We start from the raw sequence: 16871 nt of genomic DNA, 5'->3' as shown, positions 1-16871 counted from the left end.
CTAGACGATCATGCGGCGGCCGGTGACCCCGTTTCGACCCGCGGATAGCCGGGGGCGTGCCGGGTCCACGGCGCCTGCATCTCGAACTGCCCGGCGACGGAGAGCAGCAGCAGCTCCGAGCCGGGCGGGCCGATCAGCTGCGCGCCGACGGGCAGGCCGTCCGGGCGCCGGCCGACCGGCACCACGATGGCCGGCAGGCCGGCGATGTTCCAGGGCGCCGCGTACGGGGCGTACCGGATGTTGGCCTTCATGTTGGCCACCCACGACCGGCTGGACCAGGCGGCGGCCTCCGGCGGCGGGCCGGCCAGCGCCGGGGTGAGCAGCAGGTCGACCGAGTGGTCGGTGAAGAAGTTGATCGAGCGTTCGCGCCAGGCGGCCCGGTCGGCCTCCCGGACGTACCCCCGCCGCTGCGCCCACTCGCCGAGCGCGACGTGCCGGCGGCTGCGCCGCTGGAGGTCACGCCGGGCGATCCCGGCGGCGCGCACCTCGGTGGCGGCCGCGGCGAACCAGGTCGCGATGCCCTGGAGGCCGAGCGCGGTCGGGTAGACCGGGTCGGCGGGGACGGTGTCGTGGCCGGCGGCGGCGAGCAGCCGGCCGGCGGCGGCCACCGCGTCCCGGTTGGGCGCGTCCGGCGAGACGCCGCGCACCGGGGAGCGCAGCGAGACGCCGACCCGCAGCCGCGGCGGCGGGACCAGCTTGTCGGCCCGGCGCCCGGCGAGCACCTGGAAGCCGACCGCGGCGTCCGCCACGGTGGTGGTGAGCATCCCGTGCTCGGTGAGGCCGAACCAGTCCTCCGCGCCGAGCTGGGCGGGGATCACGCCCCGGCCCGGCTTCAGGCCGACCAGGCCGCAGCAGGCCGCCGGGATCCGGATCGAGCCGAGCCCGTCGTTGGCGTGCGCGATCGGCACCAGCCCGGCGGCCACCGCGGCGGCGGCGCCGCCGGAGGAGCCGCCGGGGGTGCGGCGGGTGTCCCACGGGTTGCGGGTGATCCCGGACTCGTCGTCGGTGAGGGCCCAGAGGCCCAGCTCCGGCATCCGGGTCAGCCCGAGGATCACCGCGCCGGCGCCGCGCAGCCGCCGGACCACCTCGTGGTCGGCCTCGGCGACCGGGGTACGGCAGGCGGCCGAGCCGTTCCAGGTGGGTACGCCGGCGACGGCGGTGTTCTCCTTGACCGCCACCGGGACCCCGGCCAGCGGCAGGTTGGCCAGGTCCTCCTGCTCGTCGACCTTCTCCGCCTCGGTGATCGCCTCCCCGCCGCGTACCGTGCGGAACGCGGCGAGGTCGGCGTCGACCCGGGCGATGTGGTCCAGGTGGTCGGCGACGACCTGGGTGGCCGAGACGTCGCCCCGGCGTACGCCCCGGGCGATCTGCTTGGCGGTCGCTCCGATCCAGGTCGGCATGATGTCCTGCACGGCCACCCCTCCCAGCCAGCGGTCAGCCCAGCGCCTGCTCCAGATCGGCGAGCAGGTCGTCGACCGTCTCGATGCCGACAGACAGTCGCACGAGATCGCCGGGAACTTCAAGCGGCGAGCCGGCAGCACTTGCGTGTGTCATCCGGCCCGGGTGCTCGATCAGGGACTCGACGCCGCCGAGCGACTCGGCGAGCACGAAGAGCTTGGCCCGGTTGCAGATCTCCACGGCGTGCTCCTCGCCACCGGTGGCGCGGAAGGAGATCATGCCGCCGAACCGGCGCATCTGCTTCGCGGCCACCTCGTGACCGGCGTGCGAGGGCAGGCCCGGGTAGATCACCTCAGCGACCTTGGCGTGGCCGTCCAGGTACGCGGCGATCCGCTCGGCGTTGTCGCAGTGCCGGTCCATGCGTACCCCGAGGGTCTTGATGCCGCGCAGGGTCAGCCAGGCGTCGAACGGCCCGTTGATCGCGCCCATCGCGTTCTGGTGGTAGCGCAGCTCGTCGCCGAGGCCGGCGTCGGCGGCGATCAGCGCGCCACCCACCACGTCGGAGTGTCCGCCGATGTACTTGGTGGTCGAGTGGACCACCACGTCCGCGCCGTGCGCGATCGGCTGCTGCAGGTACGGCGAGGCGAAGGTGTTGTCGACCGCCAGCAGCGCCCCGGCGTCGTGCGCGACGGCGGCCAGCGTGGCGATGTCGGCGATGCCGAGCAGCGGGTTGGTCGGCGTCTCCACCCAGACGATCTTCGTGGTGGCGCGCATGGCGGCCCGCACGGCGTCGGTGTCGGAGACCTTGGCCGGGGTGTAGTCCAGCCCCCAGCGCTCGGCGACCCGGGCGAAGAGCCGGTAGGTGCCGCCGTACGCGTCGTCCGGGATCACCACGTGGTCGCCCGGCTTGCAGACGGTGCGCAGCAGGGTGTCCTCGGCGGCCAGGCCGCTGGCGAAGGCGAGCGCCACGGGGCCGCCCTCCAGGGCGGCGAGGCACTCCTGGAGCGCGTCCCGGGTGGGGTTGCCGGAGCGGCTGTACTCGTAGCCGTGCCGAGGCGCGCCGACGGCGTCCTGGGCGTAGGTGCTGGTCTGGTAGATCGGTGGGATCACCGCGCCGGTGCGGGCCTCGGGGTCCTGGCCGGCGTGGATGGCGAGCGTCTCGAAGCCGTGACTCATTCCCGAGACGTTAGTCCGCCGGTCCACCGGGGTGGGCGGAACCCGCCGCGGGTCGCGGCGGCGGCCTGTCGGACGGGTGGGACATACTTGCTCGGTGACGCACACCGCTCCGCTGCCGTCCCGCATGAACGGCGTCGCTGACCGGATTCCAGAGTCCCTCGGGCTGCTGGCCGGCCCGGACCAGGGCAGGGTCACCCTTCCATTGCGGCTCTCCTGGTCGGGCCTGAGCGAATTCGACGTGGCCGATCCTCGACAGCGGCTGACGCTCTACCGGACGCTGATGGACTGCGGCCAGCGCGAGGACATCATCCGATACGTCAACGCGGCACTGTTACGCCGAGACTGGCCACGCATCCGACGGCTCACCGCCCGTCGTCTCATCGCGCTCTGGGAGCGCCGCCTACCAGAGCTGGCCGTCTGATCATGGATCAGGCGCACCAGCGTCTGCTGCGTGTCGGCTTTGCAGCCGGCGACGATCTCGGGCTGGTGCTCGCGGGCGGCTACGCGTTGTCGGCGCACAACCTGCTCAGCCGACCATCCAGGGACATCGACTTCGCGACCGCGACGGCCCTACCGCTACAGGCGGTGGCGGCTCGGCTCGCGGAGGCCTACGTCGCCGCCGGATTCCGCTGCCGCGTCATCGAGGCCGGCAACCGGATGGCTCGGCTGCTGGTGTCGGGCGAGACGACGGCGTGCGAGGTGGATCTGTTGAAGGAGGCGATCGGGCCACCGGCGGCCCTGAGCATCGGGCCGGTCCTCGCCTTCGACGACGCGATCGGCCTCAAGGTCAGGGCGCTGCACGACCGGGCCGCCCACCGCGACTACATCGACATCCACGCCGCCAACGACCGGCTGAGCTGGCCCGAGTTGGAGGCGCTGGGCGCACGGCACACGGTCGGCTTCTCTCTGGAGGAGTTGGCCGACCGGCTGGGCGCCATTGATGAACTGGACGACGAGACCTTTGGGTCGTACGGGCTCACCGGTGAGCACATCCACGAGTTGCGCGCCTGGGCGTCGCGCTGGGAGACCGATATCAGGTACCGCCTGGCCGGCGGAGAGACCGGGCCGACGGGCGTAACCGAGAGCGAGTGGGACGGCTACCTCGAATCGCCATGACCGGGAAGGCAGGCTCTGGCGGCCGGCAGGCTGCTGACCCAGGGCCTAGCCTGGGTCGGTGAGCGGGTGTGGGTTCTGCGGGATCGTGGCGGGCGAGGTGCCGGCGTTCCGGGTGGCCGACGAGCCGGACGGGGTTGCCTTCCTGGACACCCGGCCGGTGTTCAAGGGCCACGTGCTGGTGGTGCCCCGGACCCACCTGATCACCCTCACCGACCTGCCGGCCCCGGCGCTGCCCGGCTACTTCGGCCTGGTCCAGCGGCTCGCGGTGGCGGTGGAGTCCGGTCTGGGGGCGGGTGGGACGTTCGTGGCGATGAACAACAGGGTGTCCCAGTCGGTCCCGCACCTGCACACCCACGTGGTGCCCCGGACGAAGGGCGACGGCCTGCGCGGCTTCTTCTGGCCGCGCACCCGCTACGCCGACGACGCCGAGGCGCAGGGGTACGCCGACCGGGTCGCCGCTGCCCTCCCGCCCGCCGCCGCCTGATTCCGCCAGGCCCGGGTAAGGAACCAGGGCCCGGCGGTGTTGCAGGCGGGGAGAGGTACGAGAGGAGATCCACCGTGTTCCTGCGCCGCATGAAGGCCGAACTGCCCACCCCCGACCAGGCCCTGCCGGGTCGCCCGATCGCGATGCCGATCGGTGACCGGCACGAGGTGCTGCCGTCGACCCTGAAGGGTCCGTTCCCGGAGGGTTCCCAGGTCGCCGTCTTCGGCATGGGCTGTTTCTGGGGTGCCGAGCGGCTGTTCTGGACCCTGCCCGGGGTGATCACCACCTCCGCCGGCTACGCGGGCGGCACCACGCCGAACCCGACGTACGAGGAGGTCTGCTCGGGGATGACCGGGCACGCCGAGGTGGTTCAGGTGGTCTACGACCCGGCGAAGATCAGCTACGAGGACCTGCTCAAGGTCTTCTGGGAGAACCACGACCCGACCCAGGGCATGCGCCAGGGCAACGACGTGGGCACCCAGTACCGCTCCGCGATCTACACGACGACCGACGAGCAGCGGGCGACCGCGGAGGCGTCGCGGGACGCGTTCGCGCCGATCGTGGCGCGGGCCGGCAAGGGCGAGATCACCACGGAGATCGCGCCGCTGGGTAACTACTACTTCGCCGAGGACTACCACCAGCAGTACCTCGCTCCGACGAAGAACCCGAACGGGTACTGCAACCACGGCCCCAACGGGCTGAGCTGCCCGGTCGGCGTGGCCCGTACGACCGGCTGACCGACCGGAATGTCCGATACCGGGCCTGCGGTGTTCCTCACACCGCAGGCCCGGCACATTTCCGGCATAGGTCGCTGGCAGCACAGGAACCGCCGGCCCGGGGCGGTGGCTACCGAGGGTAGCGGCGCATGATAGCGAAGCGTCACCCGACTGTCATCGTCTCAACAGGCGAACTGCAACAACCTCTGGCAGCATGGGCTCGCATGTGCGGACTTGCGGGAGAGTTTCGCCGTGACGGTTCACGGGCCGACGTGTCGGCCGTGGAGCGCATGGCGGCCACGATGAGTGACCGAGGCCCGGACGACAGTGGGGTCTGGTCCCAGGGACCGACAGCGCTCGGACATCGACGCCTGAAGATCATCGACCTCTCCGCGGCCAGCGGCCAACCGATCGTGGACGCCGCCGCCGGCCTGACCGGCGTCTTCAACGGATGCGTCTACAACTACCGCGAGCTGCGCGAGGAGTTGCAGGCCAAGGGGCACCGCTTCTTCTCCTCCGGCGACAGCGAGGTCGTCGTCAAGGCGTACGCCGAGTGGGGGCTCGACTTCGTCGACCACCTGATCGGCATGTTCGCCGTGGCGATCACCGAGCGGGACACCGGCCGGCTGGTGCTGGCCCGCGACCGGCTCGGCATCAAGCCGCTCTACCTGGCCGAGACGCCGGGCGTGGTGCGCTTCGCCAGCACCCTGCCGGCGCTGCTGGCCGGCGGCGGCGTGGACACCGCCATCGACCCGGTGGCGCTCGCCCACTACCTGAGCTTCCACAGCATCGTGCCGCCGCCGCGGACCATCCTGCGCGGCGTCACGAAGCTGCCCCCGGCCACCGTCCGGGTCTACGAGCCCGACGGCCGCACCCACGAGCGGGTCTACTGGGACCCGTCCTTCACCCGGGCCGCCGAGCGGGCCGACTGGTCCGAGCAGGACTGGCAGGACGCCCTGCTGGAGTCGCTGACCACCGCCGTACGCCGCCGGATGGTCGCCGACGTCCCGGTCGGCGTCCTGCTCTCCGGCGGGCTGGACTCCAGCCTGGTGGTCGCGCTGCTGGCCGGCGAGGGGCAGTCCGGGCTGTCCACCTTCTCCATCGGCTTCGACTCCGTCGGCGGCCGGGAGGGCGACGAGTTCGTCTACTCCGATCTGATCGCGAAGACCTTCGACACCGACCACCACCAGCTCAAGGTGGCCGCCGGCGACCTGGTGCCGCCGCTGGAGGCGGCCGTCGCGGCGATGAGCGAGCCGATGGTCAGCCACGACTGCGTCGCCTTCTACCTGCTCAGCCAGGAGGTGTCGCGGCACGTCAAGGTGGTCCAGTCCGGGCAGGGCGCCGACGAGATCCTGGGCGGCTACCACTGGTACCCGCCGCTGGCCGGCATCGACCGGGAGCAGGCGCTGCAGACGTATGCCAAGGCGTTCTTCGACCGGGACGCGGCCGGCCTGGCGCGGGTGCTCAACCCGGACCGGCTGGCCGACGGCGACCCGGCGCGGGAGTTCGTGGCGGCGCACCTGGCCCGGCCGGGCGCGCAGACCGCGGTCGACGCCGGCCTGCGGATCGACACCCAGATCATGCTCACCGACGACCCGGTGAAGCGGGTGGACAACATGACCATGGCGCACGGGCTGGAGGCCCGGGTGCCGTTCCTGGACCACGAGTTCGTGGAGCTGGCCGCGAGCTGCCCGCCCGAGCTGAAGCTGGCGCAGGGCGGCAAGGGCGTGCTCAAGGAGATCGGCCGCCGGGTCCTGCCGCACGAGGTGATCGACCGGCCCAAGGGCTACTTCCCGGTGCCGGGCCTCACCCACCTGGAGGGCAAGCTGCTCGACCGGGTACGCGACGCGCTCTCCGCGCCCGCCGCCCGCCGCCGCGACCTGTTCCGCGCCGACTACGTCGACGCGCTGCTCGCCGACCCGAACGCCGAACTGACCCCGTTGAACGGAAACAAGCTGTGGCAGCTGGGACTCCTGGAAATGTGGCTCCAGAGCCACGGGATCGACTGACCATGACCGACACGGTGACGACCACCGACCGGGAACGGGTGCCGGGCCGACACCGGGAGCGGATCGGCCCCGGCGGCGACCCGGTCGCGCCCGGCGCGCCGGCACCCCGCCCGCACAGCACCCACGGGGCCGGCGTGGTACTGGACTGCGGCTGGGGGCGGCTGGTCTTCGGCCAGACCTTCACCGACCAGGCGGCCGTGGCGGACGTACTGCGCTCCGAGGCGGCCGGCGCCCGGGACATCTGCATCTACCTGCGCGACCCGCACGTGCTGGTGTCCCGGCTCCCGGACGAGCTGTTCATCGACCCGTCGCTGACCTACCGGCTGCCGCTGGGCCAGCGGCGTCCGGCCGCCATCTACGGCGACGGAGAGATCCCCGGCCTGGTGATCCGGCCGCTGCGCGACGCCGACGACGCGGACGCGGTCAACCGGATCTACGCCCGCAACGGCATGGTCACCGCGCCGGTCGACGTGCTGGTCGACAACGCCGGCACCGACCGCTTCCTGCACCTGGTCGCCGAGGCCGCCACCGGCGAGATCGTCGGCACCATCACCGGCGTGGACCACGTGGCGGTCTTCGCCGACCCGGAGAACGGCGCCAGTCTCTGGTGCCTGACCGTCGACTTCAACACCGCGCCGCCCGGCACCGGCCAGGCGCTGCTGACCGGGCTGGCCGACCGGCTGGACGAGCGGGGGCGGGCCTTCGTCGACCTCTCCGTGCTCGCCGAGAACTCCGGCGCGATCCGGCTCTACGAGCGGCTCGGCTTCCATCGCACCGCCACGCTCTGCGTGAAGCGGAAGAACCCGATCAACGAGCGGCTCTTCCTGCCCGCCACCCCGGCCGGGTACGACGACCTCAACCCGTACGCGAAGATCGTCGCCGACGAGGCGATGCGGCGCGGCATCCGGGTGGAGGTCACCGACCCGCGCTGGGGGGAACTGCGGCTGACCAACGGCGGCCGGACCATCCACACCCGCGAGTCGCTGTCCGAGCTGACCTCGGCGGTGGCGATGAGCCGCTGCGACGACAAGCGGGTCACCCGCCGGATCCTCAGCGAGGCGGGGCTGTCCGTGCCGCGCGGCCGGACCGCCACCGGCGGGCCGGACGACCTCGCCTTCCTCGCCGACGTCGGGCCGGTGGTGGTCAAGCCGGCGCGGGGCGAGCAGGGCAACGGCATCACCGTCGGCGTGCGCACCGCCGAGGCGCTGACCGCGGCGGTCGAGCTGGCCCGGCGGTTCTGCCCGGACGTGCTGATCGAGGAGCTGCGCGACGGCGAGGACCTGCGGGTGATCGTGATCGACCACGAGGTGGTGGCCGCGGCCGTCCGCCGGCCGGCGCAGGTGACCGGCGACGGGGTGCACGACATCGCCGCGCTGATCGACCGGCAGAGCCGCCGCCGGGCCGCCGCCACCGGGGGCGAGTCCCGCATCCCGGTCGACGAGATGACCCGCGAGGTGGTCGCGGAGGCCGGGTACCGGATGGACGACGTGCTGCCCGAGGGTGAGGTGCTGGCCGTACGCCGGACCGCCAACCTGCACACCGGCGGCACCATCCACGACGTGACCGCCGAGCTGCATCCGGCGATCGCCGAGGCCTGCGTGGCGGCGAGCCGGGCGCTGGACATCCCGGTGACCGGGCTGGACCTGCTGGTGCCGGCGCCGGACCGGCCGGAACACGTCTTCATCGAGGCCAACGAGCGGCCCGGGCTGGCCAACCATGAGCCGCAGCCGACCGCTGAGCGCTTCGTCGACCTGCTCTTCCCCGGCACCCGCGCCCCGCAGCGGCTCTGGAGCCCGGCCGGCCCGGGAGCCGCCGCGTGAGTCCGAAGCCACTGGAAATCGACCTGGACTACCTGCGCCAGGTGCTGCTGGAGCTGTTGGAGATCCCCAGCCCGTCGGGGCGTACCGACCACGTGCAGCAGTACGTCGGCGAGCGGCTCTCCGCGCTGGGCATCTCCTCCACGCTGACCCGGCGCGGGGCGCTGAGCGCCTGCCTGCCCGGCCCCCGCCAGACCGGTGCCGACCGGGCGATCGTGGTGCACACCGACACCATCGGCGGCATGGTGAAGCGGCTCAAGGAGAACGGCCGGCTGGAGCTGAAGACCATCGGTACGCACAGCGCCCGGTTCGCCGAGGGCGCGCACGTCCGGGTCTTCACCGACGACCTGGACCGGGTGATCACCGGTCAGGTGCTGCCGCTGAAGGCCAGTGGGCACCGCTACAACGACGACGTCGACGTGCAGGGCGTCGGCTGGGAGCACGTCGAGGTACGGCTCGACGAGCGGGTCGACGACATCACCGGCCTGCGCGCGCTCGGCATCGACGCGGGCGACTTCGTGGCGTTCCTGCCCAACCCGACGATCACCCCGAGCGGGTACGTCAAGTCGCGGCACCTGGACGACAAGGCCGGCGTGGCCGCCGTGCTCACCGCGTTCAAGGCGATGGTCGACGCCGGGATCACCCCGGCGGTCACCGCGCACCTGCTGGTCACCGTCACCGAGGAGATCGGCCACGGCGCCAGCCACGGCCTCGACCCGGACGTCGCCGAGATCGTCTCGGTGGACGCGGCGGTGGTCGCCCCCGGCCAGCAGTCCCGGGAGGATGCGGCCACCCTGGCGATGGGCGACGGGGTGGGCCCGTTCGACTACCACCTGACCCGCAACCTCGCCTCGATCGCCCGCGAGCACGGCGTCGACCTGGTCCGGGACGTCTTCGACTACTACCGCTCGGACGTGGCGGCGGCGGTCGAGGCCGGCGCGCACGCCCGGGTGGCCCTGCTCGGCTTCGGCGTGGACGCCACCCACGGCCACGAGCGCACCCACCTGGACGGGCTGCGCCACCTCACCCAGCTGCTCTGCCTCTACCTGCAGAGCGACCTGGTCTTCCCGGAGTGGGACGCCGAGCCCGAGGGCGACCTGGCCGACTTCCCGTCGCTGGCGGTGCAGCCGGCCAGCGAGGAGGGCCCCCGGGAGGGCCCGATCGGCATCGCCGACGCCTCCTGATCCCGCCGGCGACCGTTGCCCGCCGGCGGGTGGGGCGGGCCGACGTATTTCCGTCCGGGCTGTGATCGAAATCCGTTGCCGGTGCCCCGCGGGACTGGATAGCGTGGCCGTACACGGGAAAGGAGGTGGTCCAGACTTGTATAGCAATCGGACTCGTGAGGTGGCTGTCCGCTAGCCGCTGTCCTCGACAGTGAAAACCCCGTCCGCCGCGAGGCGGGCATCTGCACCATCGTCGAGACCGTGTGGCAGCGGTGCGGCGAAACCACGACAGCCACCCGACCCCCGGGGTGCCGGCCCAGTCCAGCCGGCCCGCGCGCGAGCGCGGAAGCCCCGGGGGTCGCTTCATGTCCGGCCCGGCCGGACCGGTCAGCTCAGCGAGGAGGCCGCCTTGTCCATGCGCGAGCTGGTGGTGCTCGGGACGGCCAGCCAGGCCCCCACCCGGCAGCGCAACCACAACGGGTACGTGCTGCGCTGGGACGACGAGGTGATCCTCTTCGACCCGGGCGAGGGCACCCAGCGGCAGCTGCTGCACACCGGGGTCACCGCCACCGACCTGACCCGGATCTGCGTCACCCACTTCCACGGCGACCACTGCCTCGGTCTGCCCGGCATCGTCCAGCGGCTCTCCCTGGACCGGGTGCCGCACCCGGTGGCGGTGCACTTCCCGGCCGGCGGCGCCGAGTACTTCGCCCGGCTGCGGCACGCCACCTCCTTCCACGAGACCGCCGAGCTGGTCGTCGAGCCGATCGAGGCGGACGGGCAGCGGATAAGCGTGCGCGGGGGCACGCTGGAGGCCCGCCGGCTGCGGCACTCCATCGAGACGTACGGCTACCGGCTGGTGGAGCCGGACGGCTGCCGGATGCTGCCGGAGCGGCTGTCCGCGTACGGGATCGCCGGGCCGGCGGTCGGGGAGCTGCTCCGCGTCGGCCACCTCGACCTGGACGGGCGGCGCGTCACCCGGGACGAGGTGAGCGTGACCCGACCGGGCCAGCGGTTCGCCTTCGTGATGGACACCGCGCTCTGCGACGCGGTGTACGCCCTCGCCGAAGACGCCGACCTGTTGGTCATCGAGTCGACCTTCCTGGAGTCGGAGACCGCCCTGGCCGCCGAGGCCGGCCACCTGACCGCGGCTCAGGCCGCGCGGGTGGCGACCGAGTCGGGGGTACGCACGCTCGTGCTCACCCACTTCTCCCAGCGGTACAGCGACCTGCGCCGCTTCACCGACGAGGCCCGCAGGCACTTCGCCGGTGACCTTGTCATCGCCGAGGACCTGACCACCGTGCCGGTCCCGCCCCGCCGGGTAGCCTCGGCCGGATGACCCTCACGCTGCGCCCCGCCACCGTCGACGACCTGATGGCGGTCGGGGCCCTGCACCGGCGGTCGCGGGTGGCCGCGTACTCCTCGTTCCTGCCGGCGGAGGCGCTGGCCGACCCGTCGGCCGAGGCGATGGGCCGGTACTGGGTCGAGCGGTTCGGCTGGGAGCGTGACGACCACCGGATGACCCTGGCCGAGCGGGACGGCCGGCTGGTCGGCTTCAGCTACCTGGGCCCGGACGACGAGGGCGATCCGGCCACCGGCCTGCTCAACGCCATCCACCTCGACCCCGACGAGCGGGGCCGGGGCACCGGCCGCGAACTGATGGTCGACGCGCTGGACGCCATGCGGTCGCGCGGCTGGTCCCGGGCGGTGCTCTGGGTGCTGGCGCAGAACCTCGACGCGCGTCGCTTCTACGAGCGCGGCGGCTGGACGCCGGAGGGCACCCGGCGCGACGAGCACTTCGGCCCGATCGTCGTCCCGCAGGTCCGGTACGCCCGACCGCTCTGACCCGCCCCGTTCGCTCTGAGCTGATCGGGGCATGCCCGTCGATGCGAGGGCGTTGCCGGGTTCATGGACACCGATCACACCGAGCGGGCGGAGGACGCCGCGCTCGACGCGTACTCCCGGGTGGTCACCGGCGTGGCGGCCCGGGTGCTGCCCAGCGTGGCCGCCCTGTCGGTGCGGACCGCGCGCGGGGCCGGCGCCGGTTCCGCGATCACCGTGGGCACCGACGGCCTGCTGCTGACCAGCGCCCACGTGGTGCAGGGCGCCCGGGACGGCTCGGCCGCCTTCGGCGACGGCACCGAGGCGCGCTTCCGGGTGGTCGGGGCGGATCCGCTCTCCGACCTGGCGGTGCTGCGGGTGGACGAGGCGACCGTGCCGCCGGTGGAGCTGGCGACGCGGACACCCTGCGGATCGGCCAGCTGGTGGTCGCGGTCGGCAACCCGATGGGGCTGGCCGGCTCGGTCACCGCCGGGGTGGTGTCCGGCCTGGGCCGGTCGCTGCCGGCCCGGGACGGCCGGGTCACCCGACTCATCGAGGACGTCATCCAGACCGACGCCGCGCTCAACCCCGGCAACTCCGGCGGCGCGCTGGCCGACTCGGCCGGCCGGGTGATCGGGGTGAACACCGCCGTCGCCGGCTACGGCCTCGGGCTGGCCGTGCCGATCAACGCCACCACCCGGCAGATCGTCGACGACCTCATCGCCGACGGGCGGGTGCGCCGGGCCTGGCTGGGGGTGGCCGGCGTCCCGGTGCCGCTGCCGCCGGAGGTGGCCGAGCGCACCGGCCAGCGCCGTGGCCTGCGGGTGGTCGAGGTGGTGCCGGGCAGCCCGGCCGGACAGGCCGGGATCTACCTCGGTGACGTGATCCTCTCCGCCGGCGGGCGACCGGTCCGGGACGGCCAGGGCCTGCAACGGCTCATGCTCGGCCCGGCGATCGGCACCCGGCTGCCGGTGACCGTGCTGCGCCGGGGCGCCCTCGTCGACGTGGTCGCCGTGCCGACCGAGCTGGACCGCTGAGCCGTCCCGCCCCGGTCGGAGTCCGCCGAGCAGACGATCACGCCGAGGTGGCCGACGCCCGGTACGACGACGCGGGGCCTCCCCCCGACAGGAGGAGGCCCCGCGGTACGTCGTCGGGTCAGCGCGCGCCGAGGTGGGCGAGCAGGTCCTGCCGGGTGAGCACGCCCTTGGGCTTGCCGTCGACCAGCACCAGCGCCGCGTCGGACTTCTCCAGCAGGCCGACCGCCTCGCTCACCGGCTGCCCGCCGCCGATCATCGGCAGCGGCTCGGCCATGTGCCGCTCGATGGTGTCGTGCAGGTGCGCCTGCCCGGTGAAGAGCGCGTCGAGCAGGTCCTTCTCGGCGATCGAGCCGGCCACCTCGCCGGTCACCACCGGCGGCTCGGCCTTGAGGACCGGCAGCTGCGAGACGCCGTACTCGCGCATGTAGTCGATCGCGTCGCGGACCGTCTCGGTGGGGTGCACGTGCACCAGCTCGGGCAGGCCGCCCGGCTTGCTGGCGAGCGCGTCGGCGACGGTCGGCTCGGTGCCCGAGTTGTCCAGGAAGCCGTACCGGGCCATCCAGTTGTCGTTGAAGATCTTCGACAGGTAGCCCCTGCCGCTGTCCGGCAGCAGCACGACGATGACGTCGTCCGGACCGGCCTTGCGGGCCACCTCCAGGGCGGCCACCACGGCCATCCCGCAGGAGCCGCCGACCAGCATCCCCTCCTCGCGGGCCAGCCGCCGGGTCATCTCGAACGAGGCCTTGTCCGACACCTCGATGATCTCGTCGGCGACGCCCCGGTCGTACGTCTCCGGCCAGAAGTCCTCACCGACGCCCTCGACCAGGTACGGCCGGCCGGTGCCGCCGGAGTAGACCGAACCCTCCGGGTCCGCCCCGATGACCTTGACCCGACCCTCGGAGGCCTCCTTCAGGTAGCGCCCGATGCCGGAGATGGTGCCGCCGGTGCCGACGCCGGCCACGAAGTGGGTGAGCCCGCCCTCGGTCTGCTTCCACAGCTCCGGGCCGGTCGTCTCGTAGTGCGAGCGCGGGTTGGCCGGGTTGCTGTACTGGTTGGGCTTCCAGGCGCCGGGGATCTCCCGGGCCAGCCGGTCGGAGACGTTGTAGTAGGAGCGCGGGTCCTCCGGCGCGACGGCGGTCGGGCAGACCACCACCTCGGCGCCGTACGCGCGCAGCACGTCCTGCTTGTCCTGGCTGACCTTGTCCGGGCAGACGAAGACGCACTTGTAGCCCTTGAGCTGCGCCACCAGGGCCAGCCCGACGCCGGTGTTGCCGCTGGTCGGCTCGACGATGGTGCCGCCCGGCTTGAGGATCCCCGCGGCCTCGGCGTCCTCCACCATCCGCAGCGCGATCCGGTCCTTCACCGATCCGCCCGGGTTGAGGTACTCCACCTTCGCCAGCACGGTGGCCTGAATGCCCTCGGTGACGTTGCGCAGCCGTACCAGCGGGGTGTTGCCGATCAACTCGACGACGTTGTCGTAGTACTGCACCTCGTTGTGCCCTTCGTTGCGGCGCCGGCGTCGGCGGCCGGGCAGACGTTTCGTTCGTCGCCCAGGGTACGTGCCGTCAGGGGATCATCTGCCCGGGGATGACGGAGCTGCGACGCGCCTCCCACTCCAGGAAGCGCTCGGTCTCCGCCAGCACGCTGCCGGCCAGCCAGGTGACCATGACCGCGTCGTCCACCAGGCCGAAGATGGTCAGGAACAGCTCCGGCACCACGTCCACCGGCGAGAGCACGTACGCCGTCGCCGCCGTCATCATGGCCAGCCGGAGGCCGCCGTCGTACTCGCCCCGGGCGGTCGCCCTGATCATCCGGGGCAGCGCGGCCAGCCGGGCGCCCAGCGAGGGCCCGCCCCGGGCGCCCGCCGCCAGTGCCCGGAACAGCGCGGTGAACGCCGCGCTCCGCTTCAACGTTTTGCTCATCTCGTCCGACCCCTTTCCGCCCGACCAGCGTGACGCGGGTGCGCAAGCCCGCCGCGACCTGCTCCGCCGGCGCCCGTCGCCCGTCGCCGTCACCGGACAGGTACCCAGAAGCGGCGCTTCCCAGGCACGAACCGGCCAGCCCGAGGAGAGCGGCGTGTCGGGCTGGCGCGATAACGTGGCGGTATGGGGGTGGCTGGTTCCGTCGTACCGGGTCCGCGCTGGCACCGCGCCCGCCAGATCGCCCGGATGGCGGCGATCGGCACGGGCGCCACCGCGGCGGCGTTCGTCGCGACCGGCGGCGTGCTGCTCGGTCAGGCCCGCCAGGCCCGGCGCACCATCCCGATGGCCGAGGCGCCCCCACCCCGCTGCGACGGCGTCTACGGCGCGAAGTGCCCCGGCCGCCCGCTGACCATGGTGGTGCTCGGCGACTCGTCGGCGGCCAGCTACGGCGTGCACCGGCGCCGGGAGACCCTGGGGGCGCTGCTCGCCACCGGGCTGTCCCGACGGCTGCACCGGCCGGTCCGGGTGCACCGCTTCGCCGTGGTGGGATCGCTCTCCGCCGGGCTCAGGCCGCAGGTCGAGTCGGCGCTGGAGTGCGACCCGGACGTCGCGGTGATCCTGATCGGCGGCAACGACGTCACCAACCGCACCCCGCTCGGGCTGGCGGTGCGCTATCTGGTCGAGGCGGTCCGCGCGCTGCGGGCCGCCGGTTGCGAGGTGGTCGTCGGCACCTGCCCCGACCTCGGCGCGATCCAGCCGATCCAGCCGCCGCTGCGCTGGCTGGCCCGGCGGTGGAGCCGGCAGCTGGCCGCCGCCCAGACGGTGGCGGTGGTCGAGGCGGGCGGCTGGACGGTCTCCCTCGGCGACATGCTCGGTCCCCGGTTCGTCGCCGAACCCACCCGGATGTTCGCCTGGGACCGGTTCCACCCGTCCGCGGAGGGGTACGCGGTGGCCGCCGCCGCGCTGCTGCCCACCGTCATCTCGGCGCTGGGCGCCGGCGCGGAACGCAGGCCGGTGCCGGTCCGGGCCGAGGGGGTACGGTCGCTGCCGGAGGCCGCCCAGGAGGCGGCCCGGCACGCCGGGACGGAGGTCAGCGGCGCCCAGGTCCGGGGTCGCGACCGCGGGCCGGCCGGCCGCTGGGCCCACCTGCGCCGGCGGGCCTTCTTCGGCGTCGGCGCGGTGCCGCAACCCGGTCCCGCCACCGACTCACCCACACTGGAGGGATCGGCATGAGCGAGCGAACCACCGGGCCCCGCGCGGCGGAGCCCCGTGCCGACCGCCGCCAGGAGCGCGCCTGCCGGCGCGACGTCCCGCACGGGGAGGTGTCGTCATGACCGAACGCGGCATCGGTGCGGAGCTGGCGCTCCGGCTCGGCAAGGCGGCGGCCTTCTCCCTGGTCGCGGGCACCATCGGCGGCGCGGCGGTGCTCGCCGGGCAGGCCGTCGCCGCCCGCAACCGCAGCTACGCCCAGCCGGAGCTGGGCCTGGCGCTGCGCGCCACGGTCGGCCGGGCCGGCGCCCCGCCGCTGCGACTGGTGCTGCTGGGCGACTCCTCGGCGCTCGGCGTGGGGGTCGAACGCTTCGACGAGACCGTGGGCGGGCAACTGGCCCACCTGCTGGCCGAGGGGCCGACCGGGCGGCAGGTGCACCTGTCCAGCGTGGGGGTCTCCGGCTCCCGCTCCACCGACCTGGCCACCCAGGTGGCCCGGGCGCTGCTCGGCGAGCGCCCCGACGTTGCGGTGATCCTGATCGGCGCCAACGACGCCACCGCGATGCGCCGGCCGGGCGAGGCCGCGGCGTACCTCGGCGCGGCGGTGCGCCGGCTGCGCGACGCGCGGGTGGAGGTGGTGGTCGGCACCTGTCCGGACCTGGGCGCGGTCCGCGCCGTCGCGCAGCCGCTGCGGCAGGTGCTCGGCTGGTCGGGGCGGCGGACCGCCCGGGCGCAGACGACGGCCGTGCTCGACGCCGGCGGCAGTGTGGTCGACCTGGGCGCCGAGACCGGGCCGGTGTTCCGCGCCGACGCCGGGACCTTCTGCCCCGACGGCTTCCACCCCTCCGCCGACGGTTACCGGGTCTGGGCGCACGCCCTGCTGCCGGCGGTGGCCGCCGCGGCCACCAGCGCCTCCCGCCACTGATCGGGCGGCGGGCGGGCGGGAGCCCAGGGTGACATTTCCCGTCGCCCCGGCAGCTTCCGCGCCAAGTTACCGGCGAGT

Annotated in this window: 16 protein-coding genes and 1 pseudogene; 13 read left to right on the top strand and 4 right to left on the bottom strand. The window is 73.6% G+C overall.

The window, feature by feature from the left end; translation table 11 throughout:
• Nucleotides 1-8: 8 nt before the first annotated feature.
• Together M2302_RS10825 and M2302_RS10820 are read right to left on the bottom strand one after the other, a co-directional pair.
• A complete protein-coding gene (locus M2302_RS10825) occupies nt 9-1418 on the bottom strand; it encodes an amidase family protein (RefSeq protein WP_280837778.1) in 1410 nt (469 codons plus the stop codon).
• A gap of 16 nt (nt 1419-1434) precedes the next feature.
• Entirely contained in the window at nt 1435-2574 is a 1140-nt protein-coding gene (locus tag M2302_RS10820) for a cystathionine gamma-synthase (RefSeq protein ID WP_280837777.1), read from the bottom strand.
• A gap of 94 nt (nt 2575-2668) precedes the next feature.
• Here M2302_RS10820 and M2302_RS10815 point away from each other — a divergent pair, with 94 nt between their 5' ends.
• From M2302_RS10815 to M2302_RS10765, 11 genes and pseudogenes are all read left to right on the top strand, one after another.
• Nucleotides 2669-2995, top strand: coding sequence for a hypothetical protein (locus M2302_RS10815; protein WP_280837776.1), 327 nt, complete (start codon nt 2669-2671; stop codon nt 2993-2995).
• A gap of 2 nt (nt 2996-2997) precedes the next feature.
• Nucleotides 2998-3690 (top strand): nucleotidyl transferase AbiEii/AbiGii toxin family protein, encoded by a 693-nt coding sequence (locus tag M2302_RS10810; protein WP_280837775.1) that lies wholly within the window; start codon nt 2998-3000, stop codon nt 3688-3690.
• 58 nt (nt 3691-3748) lie between these two features.
• Complete coding sequence (locus M2302_RS10805) at nt 3749-4174, top strand: HIT family protein (RefSeq protein WP_280837774.1); 426 nt, start codon at nt 3749-3751, stop codon at nt 4172-4174.
• A 74-nt stretch (nt 4175-4248) separates the two neighbouring features.
• Complete coding sequence (gene msrA / locus M2302_RS10800; protein WP_280837773.1) at nt 4249-4911, top strand: peptide-methionine (S)-S-oxide reductase MsrA; 663 nt, start codon at nt 4249-4251, stop codon at nt 4909-4911.
• A gap of 203 nt (nt 4912-5114) precedes the next feature.
• Nucleotides 5115-6899 carry an N-acetylglutaminylglutamine amidotransferase gene (locus tag M2302_RS10795; RefSeq protein WP_280837772.1) on the top strand — a complete coding sequence of 595 codons (1785 nt, stop codon included), beginning with the start codon at nt 5115-5117 and terminating at the stop codon, nt 6897-6899.
• Between the two features lie 2 nt (nt 6900-6901).
• On the top strand, nt 6902-8719 hold the full coding sequence (gene ngg / locus M2302_RS10790) for an N-acetylglutaminylglutamine synthetase (RefSeq protein ID WP_280837771.1): 1818 nt from the start codon (nt 6902-6904) through the stop codon (nt 8717-8719).
• A complete protein-coding gene (locus tag M2302_RS10785) occupies nt 8716-9900 on the top strand; it encodes an osmoprotectant NAGGN system M42 family peptidase (protein ID WP_280837770.1) in 1185 nt (394 codons plus the stop codon). The genes ngg and M2302_RS10785 overlap by 4 nt, the downstream gene beginning before the upstream one ends.
• Nucleotides 9901-10288: 388 nt before the next feature.
• A complete protein-coding gene (locus tag M2302_RS10780) occupies nt 10289-11218 on the top strand; it encodes a ribonuclease Z (protein WP_280837769.1) in 930 nt (309 codons plus the stop codon).
• The gene (locus tag M2302_RS10775) at nt 11215-11724 is read left to right on the top strand and encodes a GNAT family N-acetyltransferase (protein WP_154939446.1); all 510 of its coding nucleotides are present in this window, start codon (nt 11215-11217) and stop codon (nt 11722-11724) included. The genes M2302_RS10780 and M2302_RS10775 overlap by 4 nt, the downstream gene beginning before the upstream one ends.
• A 63-nt stretch (nt 11725-11787) precedes the next feature.
• A pseudogene (locus M2302_RS33095) lies at nt 11788-12063 on the top strand (trypsin-like peptidase domain-containing protein); the annotation flags it as partial.
• A gap of 80 nt (nt 12064-12143) precedes the next feature.
• Entirely contained in the window at nt 12144-12737 is a 594-nt protein-coding gene (locus tag M2302_RS10765) for a PDZ domain-containing protein (protein ID WP_280837767.1), read from the top strand.
• 118 nt (nt 12738-12855) lie between these two features.
• Here M2302_RS10765 and M2302_RS10760 read toward each other — a convergent pair whose 3' ends face one another.
• Together M2302_RS10760 and M2302_RS10755 are read right to left on the bottom strand one after the other, a co-directional pair.
• Nucleotides 12856-14226 (bottom strand): cystathionine beta-synthase, encoded by a 1371-nt coding sequence (locus M2302_RS10760; RefSeq protein WP_280837766.1) that lies wholly within the window; start codon nt 14224-14226, stop codon nt 12856-12858.
• Between the two features lie 76 nt (nt 14227-14302).
• Entirely contained in the window at nt 14303-14659 is a 357-nt protein-coding gene (locus tag M2302_RS10755) for a YkvA family protein (protein WP_280837765.1), read from the bottom strand.
• A gap of 183 nt (nt 14660-14842) precedes the next feature.
• On the opposite strand from M2302_RS10755, the gene M2302_RS10750 reads away from it, so the two are divergent.
• On the top strand, nt 14843-15892 hold the full coding sequence (locus tag M2302_RS10750) for an SGNH/GDSL hydrolase family protein (protein ID WP_280837764.1): 1050 nt from the start codon (nt 14843-14845) through the stop codon (nt 15890-15892).
• Nucleotides 15893-15989: 97 nt separating this feature from the next.
• Nucleotides 15990-16793: an SGNH/GDSL hydrolase family protein gene (locus tag M2302_RS10745; RefSeq protein ID WP_280837763.1), complete on the top strand. Its 804-nt coding sequence runs from the start codon at nt 15990-15992 to the stop codon at nt 16791-16793.
• The last annotated feature ends 78 nt before the right edge of the window (nt 16794-16871 follow it).

The sequence above is a fragment of the Micromonospora sp. A200 genome (genome assembly GCF_029893845.1).
GTDB lineage: Bacteria > Actinomycetota > Actinomycetes > Mycobacteriales > Micromonosporaceae > Micromonospora > Micromonospora purpureochromogenes.
This window is presented reverse-complemented; position numbering and strand designations above follow the sequence as displayed.

What these genes read in the sequence shown, in the direction of transcription:
- ngg (WP_280837771.1), top strand. Translation starts at nt 6,902, where the DNA reads ATGACCGACACGGTGACGACCACCGACCGGGAACGGGTGCCGGGCCGA.
- M2302_RS10795 (WP_280837772.1), top strand. Translation starts at nt 5,115, where the DNA reads ATGTGCGGACTTGCGGGAGAGTTTCGCCGTGACGGTTCACGGGCCGAC.
- M2302_RS10755 (WP_280837765.1), bottom strand. Translation starts at nt 14,659, where the DNA reads ATGAGCAAAACGTTGAAGCGGAGCGCGGCGTTCACCGCGCTGTTCCGG.
- M2302_RS10745 (WP_280837763.1), top strand. Translation starts at nt 15,990, where the DNA reads ATGACCGAACGCGGCATCGGTGCGGAGCTGGCGCTCCGGCTCGGCAAG.
- M2302_RS10820 (WP_280837777.1), bottom strand. Translation starts at nt 2,574, where the DNA reads ATGAGTCACGGCTTCGAGACGCTCGCCATCCACGCCGGCCAGGACCCC.
- M2302_RS10810 (WP_280837775.1), top strand. Translation starts at nt 2,998, where the DNA reads ATGGATCAGGCGCACCAGCGTCTGCTGCGTGTCGGCTTTGCAGCCGGC.
- M2302_RS10775 (WP_154939446.1), top strand. Translation starts at nt 11,215, where the DNA reads ATGACCCTCACGCTGCGCCCCGCCACCGTCGACGACCTGATGGCGGTC.
- M2302_RS10750 (WP_280837764.1), top strand. Translation starts at nt 14,843, where the DNA reads ATGGGGGTGGCTGGTTCCGTCGTACCGGGTCCGCGCTGGCACCGCGCC.